18 protein-coding genes and 1 riboswitch are annotated in these 19590 nt (G+C 62.6%); of the genes, 11 read left to right on the top strand and 7 right to left on the bottom strand.

Going from position 1 to position 19590, the window contains the following annotated elements; genetic code table 11:
- Positions 1 to 113: 113 nt before the first annotated feature.
- The 5 genes from QRN13_RS13085 to QRN13_RS13065 all read right to left on the bottom strand — a co-directional run bounded on the left by QRN13_RS13085 (position 114) and on the right by QRN13_RS13065 (position 6857).
- Positions 114 to 1244, bottom strand: a complete 1131-nt coding sequence (locus QRN13_RS13085; protein ID WP_284878232.1) for a pectinesterase family protein — start codon at positions 1242 to 1244, stop codon at positions 114 to 116.
- 78 nt (positions 1245 to 1322) lie between these two features.
- The gene (locus QRN13_RS13080) at positions 1323 to 4472 is read right to left on the bottom strand and encodes a TonB-dependent receptor (RefSeq protein WP_284878231.1); all 3150 of its coding nucleotides are present in this window, start codon (positions 4470 to 4472) and stop codon (positions 1323 to 1325) included.
- Positions 4459 to 5307: a FecR family protein gene (locus QRN13_RS13075; RefSeq protein WP_284878230.1), complete on the bottom strand. Its 849-nt coding sequence runs from the start codon at positions 5305 to 5307 to the stop codon at positions 4459 to 4461. Before QRN13_RS13075 ends, QRN13_RS13080 begins: the two co-directional genes overlap by 14 nt.
- Positions 5308 to 5399: 92 nt before the next feature.
- Positions 5400 to 5972 carry an RNA polymerase sigma factor gene (locus tag QRN13_RS13070; protein WP_284878229.1) on the bottom strand — a complete coding sequence of 191 codons (573 nt, stop codon included), beginning with the start codon at positions 5970 to 5972 and terminating at the stop codon, positions 5400 to 5402.
- A gap of 228 nt (positions 5973 to 6200) precedes the next feature.
- Positions 6201 to 6857 (bottom strand): response regulator transcription factor, encoded by a 657-nt coding sequence (locus QRN13_RS13065; protein ID WP_284878228.1) that lies wholly within the window; start codon positions 6855 to 6857, stop codon positions 6201 to 6203.
- Positions 6858 to 7248: 391 nt separating this feature from the next.
- Here QRN13_RS13065 and QRN13_RS13060 point away from each other — a divergent pair, with 391 nt between their 5' ends.
- The 8 genes from QRN13_RS13060 to QRN13_RS13025 all read left to right on the top strand — a co-directional run bounded on the left by QRN13_RS13060 (position 7249) and on the right by QRN13_RS13025 (position 14930).
- Entirely contained in the window at positions 7249 to 7839 is a 591-nt protein-coding gene (locus QRN13_RS13060) for a hypothetical protein (protein ID WP_284878227.1), read from the top strand.
- Between the two features lie 78 nt (positions 7840 to 7917).
- The gene (locus QRN13_RS13055) at positions 7918 to 8667 is read left to right on the top strand and encodes a fimbrial biogenesis chaperone (protein ID WP_143007373.1); all 750 of its coding nucleotides are present in this window, start codon (positions 7918 to 7920) and stop codon (positions 8665 to 8667) included.
- A gap of 105 nt (positions 8668 to 8772) precedes the next feature.
- On the top strand, positions 8773 to 11265 hold the full coding sequence (locus tag QRN13_RS13050) for a fimbria/pilus outer membrane usher protein (protein WP_284878226.1): 2493 nt from the start codon (positions 8773 to 8775) through the stop codon (positions 11263 to 11265).
- Complete coding sequence (locus QRN13_RS13045) at positions 11228 to 12202, top strand: hypothetical protein (RefSeq protein WP_284878225.1); 975 nt, start codon at positions 11228 to 11230, stop codon at positions 12200 to 12202. The genes QRN13_RS13050 and QRN13_RS13045 overlap by 38 nt, the downstream gene beginning before the upstream one ends.
- Before the next feature lie 145 nt (positions 12203 to 12347).
- A complete protein-coding gene (locus QRN13_RS13040) occupies positions 12348 to 13049 on the top strand; it encodes a helix-turn-helix transcriptional regulator (RefSeq protein WP_284878224.1) in 702 nt (233 codons plus the stop codon).
- Positions 13050 to 13539: 490 nt separating this feature from the next.
- Entirely contained in the window at positions 13540 to 13767 is a 228-nt protein-coding gene (locus QRN13_RS13035; protein WP_284878223.1) for a hypothetical protein, read from the top strand.
- 9 nt (positions 13768 to 13776) lie between these two features.
- Positions 13777 to 14223 carry a hypothetical protein gene (locus QRN13_RS13030; RefSeq protein WP_284878222.1) on the top strand — a complete coding sequence of 149 codons (447 nt, stop codon included), beginning with the start codon at positions 13777 to 13779 and terminating at the stop codon, positions 14221 to 14223.
- Positions 14223 to 14930 carry an SOS response-associated peptidase gene (locus QRN13_RS13025; RefSeq protein ID WP_350224852.1) on the top strand — a complete coding sequence of 236 codons (708 nt, stop codon included), beginning with the start codon at positions 14223 to 14225 and terminating at the stop codon, positions 14928 to 14930. The genes QRN13_RS13030 and QRN13_RS13025 overlap by 1 nt, the downstream gene beginning before the upstream one ends.
- A 25-nt stretch (positions 14931 to 14955) precedes the next feature.
- Here QRN13_RS13025 and QRN13_RS13020 read toward each other — a convergent pair whose 3' ends face one another.
- Both QRN13_RS13020 and QRN13_RS13015 read right to left on the bottom strand, forming a co-directional pair.
- Entirely contained in the window at positions 14956 to 15396 is a 441-nt protein-coding gene (locus tag QRN13_RS13020) for a DUF1810 domain-containing protein (protein WP_284878220.1), read from the bottom strand.
- A complete protein-coding gene (locus QRN13_RS13015) occupies positions 15393 to 15731 on the bottom strand; it encodes a hypothetical protein (protein WP_284878219.1) in 339 nt (112 codons plus the stop codon). Before QRN13_RS13015 ends, QRN13_RS13020 begins: the two co-directional genes overlap by 4 nt.
- A 392-nt stretch (positions 15732 to 16123) precedes the next feature.
- Positions 16124 to 16331: riboswitch (cobalamin riboswitch) on the top strand.
- Between the two features lie 108 nt (positions 16332 to 16439).
- Here QRN13_RS13015 and QRN13_RS13010 point away from each other — a divergent pair.
- Genes QRN13_RS13010 through QRN13_RS13000 form a run of 3 tightly spaced genes read left to right on the top strand, consistent with a single transcriptional unit; the run spans position 16440 to position 19269 of the window.
- Complete coding sequence (locus tag QRN13_RS13010) at positions 16440 to 17426, top strand: DUF1852 domain-containing protein (RefSeq protein ID WP_284878218.1); 987 nt, start codon at positions 16440 to 16442, stop codon at positions 17424 to 17426.
- A gap of 29 nt (positions 17427 to 17455) precedes the next feature.
- Positions 17456 to 18517: a methionine synthase gene (locus QRN13_RS13005; RefSeq protein ID WP_284878217.1), complete on the top strand. Its 1062-nt coding sequence runs from the start codon at positions 17456 to 17458 to the stop codon at positions 18515 to 18517.
- The gene (locus QRN13_RS13000; RefSeq protein WP_284878216.1) at positions 18514 to 19269 is read left to right on the top strand and encodes an acyl-CoA thioesterase; all 756 of its coding nucleotides are present in this window, start codon (positions 18514 to 18516) and stop codon (positions 19267 to 19269) included. Before QRN13_RS13005 ends, QRN13_RS13000 begins: the two co-directional genes overlap by 4 nt.
- Positions 19270 to 19590: the final 321 nt, after the last annotated feature.

Raw genomic sequence — 19590 nt, 5'->3', positions numbered from 1 at the left:
ATCTTTGTCAGACGATAAGAAGACGTCGGGCGGTCCGCTTAGCCCATCGTGGTCATGCCACGCGAAACTCTGACATGTTAAAGCTAACGCTTCGCGCATAGGCGTCACCGTCGCTAACCAGCGCAGTGCCGGAATTTGCCGCCGATGACGGCGTCTCTATCGACCCCTCTCGCCTGCTCGACCGTCAGACGCTTGCCCCGCGAAAAGTCTGCGCGACCAGGTCCGCGCGATCCGAAGGTAGCGAAGCGGGCGTCTTCCGGCTGAAGCATTGTGCGGGGATTGCCGTCGCGGCCGGTGTACCACATCTCGGTCCAGCCCGCCGGCGCGATATGGTCGTCCATCCAGCAGTCGAGGAAGGTCGCTGCGCCGACAAACTTCGGATCGCCATACCGACCATCAGGGAAGGTGCTGGACGGTCGCCAAGGGCGTCCCAAAAACACGGAATGCCGCAGGACGCCGGCGTCCTTGGTGAGACGGCAATCGTGGAAGACAAAGCCGTAGTCCTGCTCGATCGATGTGCTTGGAGCGGCGATATAGCCTTCGACCGGATCGGCGGGACGCAGTCGAGATCGGATTTCGCAACGTTCGAACCAAGCACGCCCACCACCGAAGATGAAGTCATAGCTGCCAGTGATCAGGCAGTTTTCGAACAGTGTCGCGCCCGCGTCGGGGAACAAGGTGTCCTGATAGCTGAGAATATCGCAGTTGCGGACGACTGCGCGATCCGACCCCTTGTCCATCATCAGAGCCACGGCTTGGGGCCCTGCGCCATTGTGAGAGTGCAGGCCGTTCGGCTTGGTCATTTCCGCCAGACCGTCGAAGGCATTGTTGATCGTCAGGTTCTCGGCGTGAAAATCGGGCGCGCGAACGAACAGGGTCGGGGTGCGGAATGTGCCCCACATCCGCCCATCCGGCGCCGCCAATCCCGATGCCGCCAGGTGATTGATCACCGAGCCTGACCGATCCTTGCCGATCAGATGAACGAAGGGCTTATCGACCACAACTTGCTCGGTCCAGATGCCGCGCGTGATCAAGATGCGAAAAGGCTTCGATCCGTCTGCCGGTGCGGCGGCGATGGCGGCGGAAAGGGTCGGATAGGCCGGCGCGCCGAAGCGACGACCGGCATCCTCAGTCCCAACCACGGCGTCGTATCCAGCCGTCGCAGCCCAGGATCGACCGGACGCCATGATCGGTAGGGCGACGGCGGTTGCGAGCGCCTGACGGCGCGAAAGGGACAAACGCATGCTGGCTCCGAATGGAAAAAGAGGGCGCTGACCGGCGAGCCGTTCAGCGCCCAGTCTCCCGGGGGAGGTGGGAGTGTCTTAGAAGGTGTAGCGGACGCCGAAGTTGTACTGCCTTCCAGTGTGCGAATAGACGTAGATGCTATCCCGGCGACTGTCGGTGTACTGCTCATTGAAGGCGTCGGTCAGGTTCAAACCTTCAAACGTCACCTTGATGCGGTCCGTCAAAGCATAGGAGGCCGAGGCGTCCACCGTCACGATGTCACGCACGCCATCGATGTCATTGGTGCTGGTGCCGCTAGGGACCGCGGTCAGATAGCGATCGCGATAGGCGGCCGAGACGCGGGCGCTGAACCGATCGTCTTCGTAATAGAGGGTGGCGTTGTAGGCGGTCTTCGAAAGGCCGAGCAGATCATTTTCAACGAAGCCCGTCGGCGATCGCGAGGAAATATAGCTGATCTTGGAGTCCACCAGCGTGACGTTGAAGATGGCGCCGAGATTGTCGAACGGTCCGGGCAGGAAGGTGAAGGGCTGCTGATAGCTGACCTCGATCCCCTTCAGCGGGCCGCCTTCGGTGTTCACCGGCTGGCTGAACAGGAAGACGTCGCTGGGCGAAACACCCAGGCCGTTCAGCAACTCCAGCGGCAAGCCGGATTGATTGAAAGGCTGTGAGGTTCGAGAGGTTTGAATGTAGCTTTCGATGTCCTTGTAGAACAGGCCGACTGACAGCAGGGCGTCAGGCGCGAAATACCATTCCGCCGACAAGTCGTAGGTCGTGGCGCGGATGGGATCCAAATACGGATTGCCCGAGCTGACGCTGAACACGCCAACCGTGCTGAGGCTGCCGCCCGGCGTCACACTGCCGAGGTTTGGACGGGTCATGACCTTGGCGGCACCGAACCGCACCAGAAAGTCCGGCGTGACTTCGGCCGTCAGATTCAGTGCCGGCAAAACGTCGTCATAGTCGCGATCGACTGTCGTCTGCCGAGCGGCGCCGGCAACCAGTTGATAGCCGGTCGAGCTCTGCTTTGTCTTGACGTAGCGCACACCGATATCGCCGCGGACTGGCACGCCACCGAGCTCGGTGTCGAAGTCGAGCTGCAGGTAGGCCGCCGAGTCCTTCTCGGTCACATTGCGAATGTTGCCGCGCGCATTGGCATTGGAGGCGCCGCTGAGTTCGAACAGTCCCGTGCCGCTGTAGATGTTGAACAGGTCGGCAAAGGCGTTGAGGTTCGGCGCGATCCAGTTGGTGACGGTGCCGTTCGGTGCGCCAAGATTGCGACCAAACCCGCTGACCAATTCGGTCAGGCTGGCCAGGGTCACGCCAGCAGGCAGTTGCGGCACCACGCCCTCGTTGACCCGCGCCAGAGCCCAGGAGTCGAACTCATATTCTTTGTAGTTCACCCCGGCCTTAAGCGTCAGCGACGGCGTCAGATCGTAGCCGCCGTCAAGTTGCGCAGTCTTGATCGTGTTGGTGACGCCCTGCGGGCGCAGGCGGATTTCCGAGCGCGCCGCCCCGAAGTTGTAGGCCAGAGGGTCGGTCACGTCATAGCCGAACCGGATCAATGGCGCGTTGCGGTTTTCGCGATAGTCGTATGAGTAGTTGTCCGAATTTTCACGGTTCAGAATGACCGTCGTCTGGATCGGATTGTCAAAATCAGACTTGGAATAGCCCACCAGGCCCTTGATCCTGAATCGGTCGCTGAACGCGTGCTCGAGGCTCAGTGTCCCTTGCGTATATTTGGTGTCGAGTTCGTCGTAGCGAGTTTCCGTCTCCACATCGACGTCATCGAACAAGCCGTAGACCATGTCGCCGTTGGCATCGATGACGCCGTCACGCACGATGATTTCTGGTCGGCCGCCCTGCGACGCGTTGCGCGCGAAGGACAGGGCTTCCAGCCAGTTTTCCTGACGCGTGGCTTTGAAGTCGGAGTAGAGCAGATCGAGATTGATCAGCGTCTGTTCCTGCGGGCGGAACTGCACCGATCCCGTCAGGCCCAGCCGCTCCTGATCGTGCGTCAGTCGGCCGTAACGCGGAAAGCGGGGCGTATAGACATCGGCTCGCCTCGCATCGGCAAAGGGTGATGCGGGGTTATAGCCGCCAGCCTCGGTCCCGTTGAGCCAGCCGCCGGAACCATGTCCTTCCTCCAAAAGCCGACGCTTGGTATAGGCCACCGAGACGAGGGCTCCGAGACGCCCATCCATCCAGGTATTGCTGGCGAGCGCCGCGAACCGCGGGTCCCATTCCCGGGACAGATCATTGTAGCCGTATTGGCCCGACACAACGAGGTTGGCGCCGGCGTAGTCGAACGGACGACCGGTCTGCAGATCGACCGTAGCGCCCAACGACCCCTCTTCCGTTTCGGCCGAGGCGGTCTTGCGGACCGTGATGCTGTTGAAAAGCTCGGACGCGAAGACGTTGAAGTCGAAGGCTCGGTTGCGGTTGGCGCCGCCTGAGCTGTCCGTGCCCGACGCGGTGCTCTGTCCCTCGACGCCGTTGATGCGCACGCGCGTGAATTGCGGCCCCAGCCCTCGCACCGTGATCTGACGGCCTTCGCCAGCGTCGCGTGCGATGGAGACGCCAGGCACCCGTTGAATGGACTCCGCAAGGTTGGCGTCCGGAAAATCGGCCATATCCTCGGCCTTGATCACATCGACGACGCCGTTGGCTCGTCGCTTGGCCGTCAGCGCGCTGCCCAGCGACGCACGGAAACCGGTTACCACGATAGTTTCAACTTCGTCCGCCTGGTCTTCGACCTCGCTCCCCTGGGCGACGGTTTGGGGCGCGACGCTCGCGCCGGCGAGCACTGCCGTCCGGCCGTTGTTGGACGCCACCACCAGGTTGCTGCCCCGCAGGAGCCGGCCCAGCCCCTGATCAACCGAATAGACGCCTTGCACAGCGGCGGTCCGTTGCCCTGCGACCGCTTCGGTCGACGCCAGGATTTGAAGATCCGCTTGGCGTGCGAAGGCCGGCACGCCGGTCGAGGCAGGCTGCGCAGGGATATTGAACTGTCTGGCCTGAGCCTGAGCGGCGCCGGCGCCGGCCAGCGCCATCGTGCTGACGGCGACCATCAGCGACGCCTTCGCGCCTTGGTTTCGCGACATGGCCATGCGTCGGCCCTCCCTTTTTCTGTTTCCTGGTTCCCGGACCCTTCTTCGAGGGTTCCGAGAGTCTCGATGTTCGACGAGCGACTTTCCGTCGCCGGACAGAAAAGATTTATCCGGCGCCACCCAGCATGATCACATCTGAGCCCACCTTAACGCTCGCGTCATGGGTGACGCCCACCGCCTGGGCGAAGCTTTCCGGTTCATTGGTGCGGAACCATCCGACCACGGTACGGCCTTCCAGATCCGGATCGACGATCACGATCTTGCGGTTGTTGTAGCGGTTGAACTCAGCTGCCGCTGCGCCGATCGTGTCGCCATCCAGAACAATCTGCCCTTCTCGCCAAGACAGAGCCCGGTCCATTTCCAGCGGACGCTTCACCGGACTGGACGCGCCGACCTGGTCGCTGACGAATACCTGTTCACCGGCGGCGACGCGTCGGCGCATTTTTCCAGCGCCCTTGTCACTCCAGACCTCCACGACGCCTTCCGTCACACGAACTTCGGCCCCGCCAGACTTGCGGCGAACGGAGAAGGCAGTGCCGACCGCTTGGACGCGGACATCGCCCGCCGCCACGACGAAAGGCCGCGCTCGATCTTTTGCGACCTGAAACCACGCCTCTCCCTGATCAAGGGTCACGGCGCGTTCGGCCTTGTGAAAGCGGATGTCCAATGTCGTGTCGGTGTTTATCGCCGCCATTGACCCGTCGGCCAAGGGCACGCGGCGAATCTCGCCCACCAAGGTCCGGTAGCGCTGACGCGACAAGATCGGCGTCAGAACGACCCCGGCCGCGACAGCCGCCGCCAATCCCATCCCCCCGAGAAGCACGCGGCGGTCGGGCTTCGCCGGCGCCCGGTGCGTTTGGGTCTGAGGCATGGGCTCGACCATCAAGGCCATGACCGCCCGCGCCCGCCACAAAGCGCCCTCACGACGGCTGTCGCCAGCCAGCCAGTCGTCCAAGGCCGCCTGGTCGGACGCGCTAATCACGTTTGCGTCCAGTCGAGCGGCCCAATTGGCCGCCGCCGCGTCGATCTCTGTGGAAGCTTCACGGCTCATGCACGCCGCTCCCCGGTCGATGATGGGGCGACATTAGCGTCAGCCTTTGCCAAGCCTGCCAGGACGGCTTTCAACCCGCGCGCAGCTTCGTTCTCGACCACGTTCTCCGACACGCCCAACTGGTGCGCGATCTCCTTTTGAGACAGCCCCAGCACGCGACGCATCTCGAAGATGCGTCGGCTGCGTTCGGGCAATGTGGCGACGATCTTCATTACGCGTTCGAGTTCCTTGCGTCCCCCGGCGATACGCTCTGGCGACGGTTCGTCCCACTCGATGCGCAGGGCGTCGATTTCCGTCACGGCGTCGATCCGGACAATGCGGGCGCGGCGCATCTGCTCAAGCACGACAGACCGCGCGGTCTGGAAGAAATAAGCGCGAGGACTCTCGATCTGCTCGACCGCCTTCAGGTTGGCCAATCGGCAATACGATTCCTGAATGACATCATCGACATCGTTGGAGGTCACAAGCGATCGTCGAAGCCAAGCGCGAACGTCCTGCTCGTGGGGCAGGATTTCATACCCCAACCACCGGACTCTTGCGTGCTCCGATTTTTCGCCGCCCTGAACCAACGATGCCCCCTAAGTACATGATGCGCCGCGGGGCCGTTTCCGTCAAAGACGTTGTTCGAAATATGGAGCGATCAGTCGATATATGAGGTGGGCGTGTACTGCAGCAGGCAAAGCTTTCGTCATAACCACCACGTTCAACGGCTAACGGAAGTGATTGGCGACCGTGTCGTGGTCTAAGTCCGAAATCTTGCCCGCCCGCATCGCGCGCCGGAAAGACTGCTTTCAGGCCTAAAGACCCGCGAAGTCCACAGCCTTGGCGAATAGTTCGCCACGACTGCTCACGTCCAACTTGCGATAGGCATGTTTGATGTGAGTGCGCAGTGTTTCGATGGAGATGTCCTGCTTTTGAGCAATACGCCCCGTCTCCATCCCCGCCAACATCATCGTCACGATGTGTTTTTCGCAGGGTGTCAGGTGGTGAATCTGGAGCATTGCTTCGTACGAAACACGGTCCGCCATTCGGTGTGCGGCAAACCCTATGCTGTCGTCATCGCCGGGTATCAGTTGTTGACAGCGCAAAAGCCATTGTCGATCCGCATCCGTCGATGTGACGGCATAGATCGCTTGCCCGGGCACAGCGTCTCTTAGAAGGCGCGCCAGCGCTGCAGCCGTCTGAGCACTGTCGGAGACAAGATGGTCGTCAATAAGCCGGAACACGCCGGCGTCCTTCAACATTCGATAGGCGGCTTCGTTCGCCCAACCGATACGTCCCGATCGCGATAACAACATCCTGGCGCGAGGATCGATGTTGACCCAAGCCGCGATGGCGCGAGACCAGGGCGGTATGAGATCGGCGTCATCGTCGAAGTTCAGGTTCGCCTGTCGCGGATCGCAGTCGCCGATTTCACTCCCGACAGCAAGAAAGCCCGTCACGCCCACAATCATCTCAACCCTCCCTCGTGGCTGGGCCTCGATGCTCGACACGTAAACAGCCATTCCAAGCGTCGAGCGTTCTCAGGCGCAGTTCACCACACCGTCCTATCCACAGACCGGGGCAATTGACATACCCGAGTTAGGGGAGTGACAGCCGTCGAAGCCGATCCAGCTCAATACCGCTCGCCAAGTGGCGTCGAACTTTCACACCGACACGCTGGCGCAGCTTCAAGCTGTGTCCTTGCACCACCAATAATGATGCGCAGATCGACTAAGCAATCATCGATAGTGTCTTTGACGATGCGACGCCGCCTCCAGCGGTGAATAGATGATGACACCACGACATTGTGGCGCCCACCCAGTCTCATTGGGCGGGAAAAATATTGAAAAGCTGGAGGATAATATGCGGACCTATATTATTGCAGCGGCGACTGCCGCTGCGGCCTTGCTGGCGATGCCGGCTGTGTCGAGCGCACAGACCAATGTGACCGTCTCGACCACCGTGACCAACTTCTGCGGCATCGGCTTGGCCAATGTTGCAGGCGGAAACGTCGCGGTCGCCAACGGCGTACGTCAGAAGGTCACCACATTGCGGATGTCGTGCAACGCCGCCAGCGGCGCCAAACTGACATCAAGCGCCGCCAACGGCGACTTCAAGTCGGCGGCAGGCAAGCTGATCAACTACGATTGGGATCTGTCCGTGCCGGAAATCCCCAGCCTGGGCTTTGCGGCCAACGACACCTATCCCGGCGAACCTGCCCAAGTCACCAACTCTAGCGGCTACAGCCAAAAACTGGCTGACGGCGTCTTCGGCGATCTGTTCCTGAACCTCTGCTACAACGTCCCCGGCGGCAGCGGTGTGGGCGGAACGCAGGGCGATCCGAGCAACCCCGGCTCTTCGGGTTGTGCTGCCTCCCCCTCGGGTCCAGGCGCCGCTTCGGCTCCGGCCGGAACCTATACGGAAACCTTCACCTTCTCGCTCGATCCCGCTTGATCGTCGCGAAATGCAGGGGCCGCCCTCGGACGGCCCCTGCTTCTTCGTGAGAAGTCTGACAACACAACGGGGGCAACAATGACACGTCGTGTATTCGCGACACTGATGGCCGCAACGGCTTTAACGACAGTCCTGATGGCAGGCGCGACTGCACCGGCCAAGGCCATGGACGTGTCGCCCATGATCTCGAAGATCACGCCATCCGGCAATGGGTCCAGCTATCGGATGACCGTCAGGAACGACAGCGCCACACCAGCGACGGTCGAAATCGAGACCTATCGCATGCAGGTCGATGATAACGGCGCCCGGTCTCTGGTCGAAGACGACAAAGACATCACGGTGTTTCCTGTCCAGTCCGTCATCCCGGCCAATCGCGAGCAGGTGATCCAAGTCCGCTATACAGGCGACGCTACCGAAGAGGGCCGTATGTATCTGGTCCGCGCAGCTCAGTTGCCGATCAATATGCAGACAACGCCGAGCGACGGCGGCGTCGGCGCCGACATTCAGGTCGCCTTCACGATCAATACATATGTGTTCGTGGCCCCGCCCAGAGCGCGCGCCGAAGTGCAGGTCACTGCCGTGTCGCGCGAGCCGAACGGCGACGTCATCCTGACCGCCCATAATTCAGGGACCGGCTTCGCCTATATCCGCGAGTCCAGGATTATCCTGAAGACGGCGGACGGACAGTCGCATGAGGTGCCGGCCGCCGAAGTGGATGTCGGACAGGTCAGCGTGATCGCCGGCGGCGCCACGCGGCAGGTGAAGATACCGGCGGCCCTCGCCGCATCGGCATCCGGCGACCTTACCGCTTCCATCGTGCTGCTGTGAGGGCCGGCGATGGCCCGCGAGTCCCTCAAGGGCGGGCGGTCCGGAGCGCGAACCGCTTTTCGCCGCATCGGGGCCGTCGCCTGCATGGGGGGCGGATTGGCTACCGTGGCGCATGCCGCTCCCGTCGTGCTGACCGATGAGGTCATGCGCACGGCGCCGCCGGACTATTCCGCCGTCGTAGCCATCGATCGAGACGAAAGCGAACGCCCAGTCACCGAAGCTTCGCCGCCCATTCAGGACCAGTCTCCTTCGGTCAGGCCGTCCTCGGTTTTTACGCCGATCCAGGGACCGCTAACGCTCGACGGCAAATATCTTGGCGACATCAGCGGCTCGGTCGACGCCCAGGGCCAGGGATTGGTGGATGCGACAGCCCTGCTGGACCTGTTGAAGCCCCAGATCGGGTCCGAACTCTTCACCACCCTGTCGAGCCGGATCGCGACACAGACGAAGGTCAATATGGCGGACCTTGTCACCGACACCTTCTCGCTAGCCTTCGATCCCCTTTCGCTGACCTTCGTCGCGACATCCACGCCTGAAAGCCGAGCGCGTCGCGATGTCGGCTTCTCCCAAACCCCGGTGATCGACCCTGCCGCCTTCGATCAACCGGCGGACTTTTCGGCCGGCGCGAATATCACCCTGGCCCAACTCTACTCCCACACCGACACTCGTTTTTCGCCGCTACAGGGCGGCGTCGACTTTTTCGCCAACCTCGGCGGGTTTGACGGCGTCACGCTGACCACCGGCGTCGATTACGACGGGAACAACACACAAGGCCGCTGGCAGCGCCGCGAAATCCGTCTGACCAAGGACATCTTCAAATCCGCTGTACGTTTGACCGCCGGCGAGTTCGCGCCCCCCATCGACAGTTTTCAGGGCTCGCAAAGGTTTTTAGGGCTATCGGCGGCGCGCGCATATTCAACCATTCGACCATTCCAGAACGTGCGTCCCGCAGGGCGCCGGCAGTTCATCCTAGACCGTCCGGCCTTGGTCGTCGTCGAGGTCAACGGCGTCGTGGCGGAACGGATCCGTCTGGACGCCGGCCCCTACTCCATTGGCGACTTTCCCTTCGCGCAGGGCGCCAACACGGTTCGCCTGCTCGTCGAAGACGACAGCGGTCGGCGCGAGATCGCTGTGTTCGACCTGTTCGGCGGCGCCGGGCTGCTGGATCGCGGCGTGTTGGATTTTGGGGTGTCGGCCGGACTGCTGGAAGAAGGCGGAGATCTTCAGTACGGCTCGACGCTGGCCGCGAGCGGCTTTGTTCGCAAGGGCCTGTCCGATGTTTTGACCGTCGGCGTCAACGCTCAGATCGCCGACCGAAAGGGGCAAGCCGGGGCCATAGCGACGTGGGGTTCCAAACTGGGTCTGATCCAGCTGAGCAGCGCCGCCAGCCACAACGGCGACACCGGAAAAAACGGCTACGTCGCCTCTGTCGACTATCTCCTCGAAAGGACTTTGGGCAAGACCGCTGATGCGCGCCTTGTGGCGTCGGCCCAGGCAACCAGCCGCTATTTTCAGAGCGCCTTCGATCCGTCCGCTTTCAACAACGAGAAATGGCGCGCCGCCGCGCGGCTGCTTGTGCGTTTTCGTGACTATTCGATCAGCGGCGGCGTCGCCTTCGTAAAGGGTCGCGAACAAAAGGATCGCACCGATTTCAGCCTGGGCCTGGGCCGCACTTTCCGTCGTTTCGCGGTCAATCTGGCCTGGCAGCGCGGGTCCACCGAAGATGGCCGCGACGAGGACCGCTTCGGATTGACGCTGACGTCGCGCTTCGGCGGGCGCTGGAGCACCACCGCGCGCTACGACACCGACAACGACCTGCGTGAGGTTGGGGTGTCACGCGCATCTTCGGGCCGCCTCAACGACTTGAGCGGCGACTTGCGGCTGTCGCAAGATCGAACCAACCAAGCGATCACGGCGGACCTGCGCTACATCAATAATCGGTTCGACGCCGAACTCGTATCGAACCGGCTGGTTTCGTCCGAGCCCGGCGGGGTCACGCGCCAGGAGTCGTTGTGGCGAATGTCGACGATGATCGGTTACGCCGGCGGCGCCTTTGGCGTCGGACGTTCGGCGCGCGAGGGCTTCGTCATCGCAACGCCCCACCCTACCCTCTCCCGTTCGCGCATCAAGCTGACGGATTCCAGCGGCTATACGGTCGCGCACAGCGGATGGCTGGGTCCGGCTCTGGTCGGCTTGGATCGCGGCTATGGCGTCAATCGCTACGAGATCGAGGCCGATCCGCTGCCGCAGGGCTATGACCTGGGTAGCGGTGTGGTCAACATCTTCCCCGGCTACGGCAACGGGTACCGCTTCGTGGTGGGTAGCGACGCGTCTCGCACCGCGCGAGGCGTCCTGATGTCCGCCAATGGGCCGGTCGCTCTGGCCGGCGGCGTCATCCAGGCGGCAGGCGCTCCGGCCGATGCCGAGGGCAAGCCCTTCTTCACCAACCGCTCCGGGCGGTTTGTCGCCGATGGCCTGGCTCCGGGTCGCTATCGCCTGGTGATCCAGGGCGCCGTGGTGGGAGAATTCGTGATTCCCGAGAAAGTGGAAGGAACAGTCGATGTCGGCGAAATCCGCACGTCTCCGCCGTCGCCGTAGGCGCAAGGCGCAAGGTGACCGAAAGCTCCGGGTTCCAACCTGGTCTGAAACGCTGACCGTCATCGTCTCGCTGGTCCTGGCGGCTATCCTGGCCGTAACCGCCTCCAAGGCGAGAGCCTGCAACCTTGCCCTGACCCAGAGCCCCAGCACTGTCGTCATCAACTACAATCCCTTCGCTGCGGGACCCTCGAGCGGCGCCATCGATCTGGGCCTGAAGAACCAGGCAGACGAGGTCTGCGAGCTGCGGTTGTCCGTCGTGGACGACGGCGGGGCGATTGTGTCCGGCCTGGCGCTTGGGGGCGTGGGGGTGCAGTTCCGCCCGCGAGAGGCGTCGGCGCTTCAGACGTCCGACGTCGAGCCTGGCGTCTTCCGCTACACTCTTGCAGGCAAGGCGACAGGTCAGGCGCAGATGGACGCCGCCATCGTCGTGGACGCCGTGCCCGACGCCGGAACCTACGCCACCGACCTGAAGCTGCTGATCAAGGACGCCGATGGAACGGCTCTGCTTGCCCCAATCCCGGTCCGTATGCAGTTGGTCTCCACGCCCCGAGCACAACTGAACCTGGCTGGCGCCGCTGGCGCCTTTGGTTCCGGTTCCAGTGTGGATGTGGTCGATTTCGGTGACGCCTCTACCGGCCTGACGCGGCGCATCTTCATCCAGGTCCGCGCCAACGCACCGTCGGTCATCGCGATCACGTCCGAACATCGCGGCCTGATGCAGCGTCGGGGCGACGCGGAGACCACGTCCAGCGTCGCCTACGCCGTCGAGCTGGACGGGACGCCGGTCGATCTACAGGCGACCTGGACCAAGGAGGTCGATCCGCCCCGCACCCTCGCCGGCATGTCGCTGCCGATGCTGTTCACCTTGGGCAAGATCAAGGATCAGATGGCCGGTCGCTATCAGGATGTGCTCGCTATCGACATATCGCCCCGCTGACGAGAGATACCCCATCATGGTTAGCCCATAGCGGCGATTACGACCCGGCCGTCAAACTGGTAACAAAGTTAACGCGATGAGCCGGCTGTTTGGAGGAGCCGGCACACACAGATCGTAAGCTTTAGGCTGATAGCCCTATCCGGGTTTGGACAGCCTGCAGAAATGGGTGGCGCAAATGTATGAGCAAAAGATAGCGGCGTCGTCGCGAACAGACGGCCGTGCTGTTTCAGCGATCCTGCAAGGAGAATTTGGGCAGCGCCGGACGCCAATCAGATCAACCGGAAATCCGACACCCCTGCCCCGTGCGGACTGCACCGCCTGGTTCGAACATGACATTCTCGCCCGGTTCGTTCTGGATCCTCAAGGCTGCGTGATCCACGCCAACGCCAATGCCAGAGCCATGATTGCAGCGGGTGTGCTGGGCGCTGGCGGGGCCTTTATCTGCCCTTCCCATCGCAATCGTGGCGAATTCGACGCCTTGACCAACCGTCTGCTGGAAGGACGACAATCGCACGGCCGCCTTCTGCTTCGCGCCGGCGATGACGCCTGGTGCCTGCTGGATCTGGCGACGGCGCCCGATGCGATCGACCGCATCTTCGCCACGGCGCGCCCGGCCCACTGCATGGGCGTGGAGGGTATGGAGCCGCTACGCGCCATCTTCGGTCTGACCCGGGCCGAACTCCTGGTCCTTTCCCATCTGACCCAAGGCGAGGCCCCGAAGGACATCGGCCGAAAGATGGATATGTCGATCCACACCGTGCGCGCCCACCTGCGCGCCATCTGCATGCGCATGGGCGTCAAAGGCATTACCGGCGCCCTAAGATTGAGTTTTCAACTGACGAATTGACTACTGCGCAATACACGGCTGACAGATTGGGACACGCCAAACCCTTGTCAGATCGCGCGCTAGCATACGCCTTAAACACCCTTGGCTTGGACAAGTTTCAGTTCAAGCGCGGCCTCAATGGCTGCCGTCTTGGGGGTGAAAAAGTACGCAGCGATTCCGTCCCGGGCCCTGTGTCCGCCGGTTCGCCGGTTCGCCGGTTCGCCCAACACCGATCGATCCGAACTGCAGTGCAATCGCAAGCCATCCGCGCGGTCGAGCACTCGCGTCCAGGGAGGGCCATGCCGAAATGTCGACAACGTCTGGCCACGCAGGCAGCCTATTATCAACGCGACAGTGGACCTTCCCAAAGTCTGAGAAGAGTCAAAACCAGGCGTTCTTCGAGCGCTGACACCTCAACTCGTTGCCGACGGTGCTCGAACGCTGTCTTTGCGCGGTCGCGACTCCACATTCGCTGGCCTGCGTGTCAGGGTTTGGCCGAGAGGACCGACTGATGGCGATATGCAAGACCCTCATCAAATCGCTCGCTGGCGTTCGCCTTCAACGCATCGAACATTTGGCGCGTCAGCAGGTCGTCCAGTCGTCCTGGCGGCTTTCAACTCTGCGCAAGAACCAGCCATGCTCATTTGCTGATGAGATGGAAGCGGAGGACGCCTTTGACATGGAAGTCACCGCTTCGCTGACCGATCCCATCATCATGACATGCAGCGTCGTGGACTGATCGACTGAGATGGCGGGCAAGCTGAAGGTCTTCACCTGGTCCGACGGTTTCCATGCCTTCACCGTCGCCACCACGTCGCGACCCAAGGCGTTGGAGGCCTGGGGCTCAAAGCAAGATTTGTTCGCAACCGGCCTAGCCAGCCAGCTTTCCGGCGGACCGGATTACGAGGCCGCCATGGCCTCTCCGGGCGAGGTCATCGAGCGGGGCCTCGCGATCGATGTCGGCAAGATCGCCAAGGCCAAATCCGCCAAACCTCCGGGACCATCCAAGACGAGGGCCGCCAGGATCGAAAAGCTGAAGACGGCGCTGGCCGATCTGGACGAGCGCCGTCAGGCCGAGGTGGCTGATTTCGAGGACCAGCAGACTACGTTGAACAAGGCGCGTCAGGAGGCGGAGGCGACCTATGAGGCGGATCGTAAATCCCTGGCTGCCGATCTGAAAAAGGCTAGGGCCTGATGTGCAATCTGTATCGCCAGCGCTCTGGCCCCCAAGCCATAATGGATGCGGCGAACGCGATGCGGTCGACCGTCGGCAACCTCGCGCCGGGCGATATCTATCCCGACTATCCGGCGCCGATCGTGCGCTGGGAGGGCGCAGAGTGCATCCTTGCATCCGCGCGCTGGGGCATGCCGTCGTCCAAAAGAATGATCTTCGACAATGCGACGAAGCGCGCCGACAAGCTGCGCGCCAAGGGCGGCGAGGTCGATTTTCAAAAGATCTTGGAGTTTGAGCCCGACAGCGGCACGACCAACGTCCGCAACACCCGCTCCAGCCATTGGCGCGCACATCTGTCGCCGGCATCTCGATGCCTGGTCCCATTCACAGCCTTCAGCGAGCCGGGCCGGGACGCGGCCGGAAAATACCGCCCCGTCTGGTTCAGATTGGCCGGGGACGACCCCGAGCCCCTAACCTTCTTCGCCGGCATTCACCTTCAGGCCCACACAAGCGTGCGCAAGGTTAAAACCGGCATGGAGACGATCGACGTCTTCGCCTTCCTGACAACCGAACCCAACGCGGAGGTCGGCGCGGTTCACCCCAAGGCCATGCCGGTGATCCTGACACAGCCCGACGAGATCGAGGCCTGGATGACGGCGCCGTGGGAGACGGCCAAGGCGCTTCAGCGCCCGCTGCCCGACGGCGCTCTGTCAGTTATCGACGCCTGAACCGCGTAAAAACTCTGGCAATTGCTTAAAGACGATCCGGTCCTGTCCTCGCGGTCGACACAAGGTCTGCGGTCAACGAATCAGGCGAAAGGCCCCAGCGTACGAGCGCCGCGTCGAACACGGTCGGGTCGGCCGCCACGGCGGCGAACAGGGTCATCGACGAGCGGAATTTGAGGTCATCGGGCGATCCGAACAGCTGATGCACCGAAGCCGCCGGCGCTGTGGTCGCGCTCTGGGCGGCGCGGATGAGACGCGCCCCTAGAACGGGATGCAGCAGATAGGCTTGCGCCTCCGCGAGCGATCCGATGCCATAGAAGGCAGCCGTCGAAGACCGTCCCAACGACCGGGCCTGGGGGAAGACGAACCACATCCAGTGGCTTGTCTTGCGACCCGCCGCGAGCTCGGCCATCGCCGTTTCGAACACGGGGTCTTGAGCTAGGACGAAACGGTCGAGTGCTGGGGTCATTCGCCCGCCTCGCCCAGACTGGTGAACCAGTCTGCATAGGGGGTGTTTCGCGCCATGTGTCGATTGAAATCCGGTGAGCCGTCGGTCCACCAAACCGGCCCCCGCTCCCCCAGTCCCACCTTGGCCTTATCGACGCTTCGCCGCGCTGCGGCCAGCGAGTCTGTATCCTCCGCCGCCAGCGCCGTCCGCACCGCCCGCCGCGCCGACATCAGATCATGTACCAGTTCTTCCCTCGCCTCCGCCGACAAAGCTGGGTTGGAGCACCGCCACAGCCGCCCTCGCACCACGAAATAGCGGCCGTCTGGAGTCGTGGGGTATCGGGGAGACTGCGTCATCGTCGAGCTAACGCGCAGCGGGCCGCATGGGCGCCGCCCACAGGGTCCAGGCCTATGAGTAGTTAGGCTAGCGCGATCTGCGGACTTGACAGAAACTTTTTGAACCAAGGCGCCTCATCTCCACCAAACCGTCGAGGATTTGTGATCGTTATCAGCGCACAAGCTAGCAACTCGTGCGCTTCGCCCGTGCCTTCGCGCAGCCTCAGTATTGTCGAACGACGAACTTCCCGGCGGCGTCTATGGCAGACCGGGGATCTAAAGAGATGCTGTTCAATATTTGATATACTCGTGAAGCGGTGACCCCGGAAAGCTGAATAGCGTGAGCGGTGCTGCAAGCCGCAGAAGACATAAGGATATCCTTATGGGTTTCTTGACTTCGGCGTCGGGTGCGCGTCTCATGAGGCGGTCGAGGTTCTGCGCGTCGCTTCCGGGCGACGCGGAGCTAAGAGGGAAGCCGGTGTGATGCCGGCGCTGCCCCCGCAACTGTGAGCGGCGAGCCGAAGGTCCATTTCGTGTCACTGACGTCTTCGGACGTTGGGAAGGCCGGACCCGAAGCCGTGACCCGTGAGCCAGGAGACCTGCCCCGACAGATAACGTCCTCCGGCGGGGTGTCCGGTCAGGTCGCATGAACGCCGCGACGGGACGACTGCGCGCGAGCGGTCGCGCGTCCCTGTCCGCTGTCTCGCCACAGCATCAACGGCAGAGACCATGGCGAGCACCGACTTCACCTTCAGGATCAAGCGGACCGCGCTCGACGAAGACTATCGTCCCGCCGAGACGACGAGGATCACCACCAATTTCGCCAACCTGGCGCGAGGCGAGAGCCGCCGGGACAATCTGCGCAACACCCTGCGGATGATCGACAACCGCTTCAACTCGCTGGCGCACCACGACAATCCGAGGGGCGATCGCTATGCGCTGGAGCTTCAGATCGTCTCGGTCGAGATGAGCCTTTGCTCGGAGCGCGACGACGCCTTTCCGCTGATCGAAATCCTGCAGACGACGATCATCGACAAGGAGACGAACCGGCGAATCGATGGGATCGTGGGCAACAACTTCTCCTCCTATGTCCGTGACTACGATTTCAGCGTAGTCCTGCCCGAACACCTAAAGGCGCACCCGAACGGCGGCGTGCCGGACGATTTCGGCGATCTGCACGGCAAGCTGTTCCGGCACTTTCTGGCGTCGCGCGCCTATCGCGACAACTTCGCCAAGCCGCCGGTCATCTGCCTCAGCGTCTCCAGCAACAAGACCTATCACCGCACCGGCTTCGACCATCCTGTGTTGGGCCTGGAATACGACAACGACGCCTTTTCGCCGACCGATCGGTATTTCGCGAAGATGGGGATGAAGGTCCGCTACTTCATGCCACCGGGCAGCGTCGCGCCGTTCGCCCTGTACCATGTCGGCGACCTGACCGGCGACTACACCGGCCTCGAACTGGCCAGCACCATCGCCACGATGGAGACCTTCCAGAAGATCTATCGGCCCGAAATCTACAACGCCAACTCCCCTGCGACCGAGCAGTATCAGCCCAGCCTGAAGGCGCAGGACTATTCGCTGACCCGCATCGTCTACGACCGCGACGAGCGCAGTCGGCTGGCCGTCGAGCAGGGCCGTTTCGTCGAGGAGCGGTTCATCAAGCCGCACCGCGCCCGTCTCGACCAATGGTCGGCCGCCTTCGCCGCCGCCTGATCAGTTTCCAGATTTCAGAGTCTCCCCTCATGAAAACCCTTCTCCCGACCTCGACCGCCGGCAGCCTGCCCAAACCCGTCTGGCTGGCCGAGCCCGAGACGCTCTGGTCGCCTTGGAAGCTGCAAGGCGACGACCTGATCGAGGCCAAACAGGACGCCCTGCGCCTGTCGCTGGACGATCAGCGCCGGGCCGGCATCGATATCGTCAGCGACGGCGAACAGACCCGCCAGCATTTCGTCACGACCTTCATCGAACACCTCGACGGCGTCGATTTCGAGAACCGCAAGACCATGCGAATCCGCGATCGCTATGACGCCAGCGTCCCGGTGGTCGTGGGCGCCGTCAGCCGTCCGAAATCGGTCTTCGTCGAGGACGCCAAGTTCCTGCGAGCCCAGACCGACCAGCCGATCAAATGGGCCTTGCCCGGGCCGATGACGATGATCGACACCCTGTATGACGACCATTACGGCAGTCGCGAAAAACTGGCCTGGGAGTTTGCCAAAATCCTCAATGAGGAGGCCCGCGAACTGGAGGCCGCCGGCGTCGACATCGTCCAGTTCGACGAGCCCGCCTTCAACGTCTTCTTCGACGAGGTGAACGACTGGGGCGTGGCGACCCTGGAGAAGGCGGCCGAGGGACTGAGGTGCGAAACGGCGGTCCACATCTGCTACGGCTACGGCATCAAGGCCAACACCGACTGGAAGAAGACGCTCGGCTCGGAATGGCGGCAGTATGAAGAGGTCTTCCCCAAGCTTCGGACCTCCAGCATCGACATCATCTCGCTCGAGGCCCAGAACTCGCGCGTGCCGATGGATCTGATCGAACTGATCCGGGGCAAGAAGGTGATGGTCGGCGCCATCGACGTCGCGACCGACACGATCGAAACGCCCGAAGCGGTGGCCGACACCCTGCGCAAGGCGCTTCAGTTCGTGGACGCCGATAAACTCTATCCGGCCACCAACTGCGGCATGGCGCCCCTGTCGCGCCGGGTCGCTAATGGCAAGCTGCGCGCCTTGAGCGCCGGCGCCGAGATCGTGCGCAAGGAACTGTCCCGCGACCTCTACTACGGCGCGGAAAGGTGCGAGCCGTGAGGGTTCGCCTGATCGACATGGTGTTCCCCGGCGACGCCAACCACCATGGCACCCTGTTCGGCGGGGTTGGTCTGGCCCACCTCGACAAGGTCGCCTTTCTGGCCGCGAGCCGTCACGCGCGACGGGCCGTGGTCACGGCCGGATGCGAGCGGATCGATTTCGCGGCTCCGGCCCGGATCGGCGAGATGGTCGAGACGGTCGGCCGCGTCGTTCGGATCGGGCGCTCCTCTTTAGGCGTCGAAGTCGAACTGCACGCCGAAAGCCTGCTCAGCGGCGAGCGCCGCCTGTGCACGCGCGGGGCCTTCAACATGGTCGCACTGAGGCCGGCGAACGATGATAAACCGTTGGCGCCCCTCGATGAGGCAGGCGAAGCGGACGACGGTTGGCTGAGGACCGCAGTGATGGTCTTTCCCGGCACGACCAACCACTACGGCACCCTTTTTGGCGGCGACGCGCTCAAGCTCATGGGCAAGGCGGCCTTCGTCACGGCGACCCGTCATGCGCGCGAAGTCATGGTCATGGCCGCGACCAACCGCATCGACTTCAAGGCCCCGATCGACGGCGGCGACATGGTCGAACTGGTCTCGCGCGTGAAGATGGTCGGGCGAAGCTCCCTCTCGGTCGAGGTGCAGCTGTGGGCCGAGCGGCTCCTGACAGGAGAAAGGCGACGCTCGGCCACGGCCGAGTTCGTCATGGTGGCCGTCGATGACGCGGGCAAGCCGAAGACAATCAAAGCCAGGCGGAGTTTATAGGAGGTTGAGATGCTATAGACTCACGCTGCTGCATCCCTTGCCGCAAGCGCTTACGGCCAACGCGTCGGACGTATTCACGAAGCTTTAGAAGGCGACGACGGCGAAAAGTTCCGCGCGGAGATCCCCAAGCTGGTCGACCGCATGGATTTCTATCTGTTGGAATGCTTGGGCAGATTCGGTCTTCAGGTACACGGCAGTTTGACCGCAACTCGGCATCTGGTCATCAAACAGCAGAAAGCCCCACGGCTTTGAGCGGTGGGGCTTTCTGGTGTTTTGGGTGCGGGAGTAGGATTTGAACCTACGACCTTCAGGTTATGAGCC

The sequence above is a fragment of the Brevundimonas sp. MEB006b genome, from assembly GCF_030209705.1.
Classification (GTDB): Bacteria; Pseudomonadota; Alphaproteobacteria; order Caulobacterales; family Caulobacteraceae; genus Brevundimonas.
This window is presented reverse-complemented; position numbering and strand designations above follow the sequence as displayed.

Coding starts and splice junctions, on each gene's coding strand:
- QRN13_RS13085 (WP_284878232.1), bottom strand. CDS start 1,244: ATGCGTTTGTCCCTTTCGCGCCGTCAGGCGCTCGCAACCGCCGTCGCC.
- QRN13_RS13030 (WP_284878222.1), top strand. CDS start 13,777: ATGGCGGGCAAGCTGAAGGTCTTCACCTGGTCCGACGGTTTCCATGCC.
- QRN13_RS13060 (WP_284878227.1), top strand. CDS start 7,249: ATGCGGACCTATATTATTGCAGCGGCGACTGCCGCTGCGGCCTTGCTG.
- QRN13_RS13010 (WP_284878218.1), top strand. CDS start 16,440: ATGGCGAGCACCGACTTCACCTTCAGGATCAAGCGGACCGCGCTCGAC.
- QRN13_RS13065 (WP_284878228.1), bottom strand. CDS start 6,857: ATGATTGTGGGCGTGACGGGCTTTCTTGCTGTCGGGAGTGAAATCGGC.
- QRN13_RS13055 (WP_143007373.1), top strand. CDS start 7,918: ATGACACGTCGTGTATTCGCGACACTGATGGCCGCAACGGCTTTAACG.
- QRN13_RS13020 (WP_284878220.1), bottom strand. CDS start 15,396: ATGACCCCAGCACTCGACCGTTTCGTCCTAGCTCAAGACCCCGTGTTC.
- QRN13_RS13025 (WP_350224852.1), top strand. CDS start 14,223: ATGTGCAATCTGTATCGCCAGCGCTCTGGCCCCCAAGCCATAATGGAT.
- QRN13_RS13015 (WP_284878219.1), bottom strand. CDS start 15,731: ATGACGCAGTCTCCCCGATACCCCACGACTCCAGACGGCCGCTATTTC.
- QRN13_RS13005 (WP_284878217.1), top strand. CDS start 17,456: ATGAAAACCCTTCTCCCGACCTCGACCGCCGGCAGCCTGCCCAAACCC.
- QRN13_RS13035 (WP_284878223.1), top strand. CDS start 13,540: ATGGCGATATGCAAGACCCTCATCAAATCGCTCGCTGGCGTTCGCCTT.
- QRN13_RS13045 (WP_284878225.1), top strand. CDS start 11,228: ATGTCGGCGAAATCCGCACGTCTCCGCCGTCGCCGTAGGCGCAAGGCG.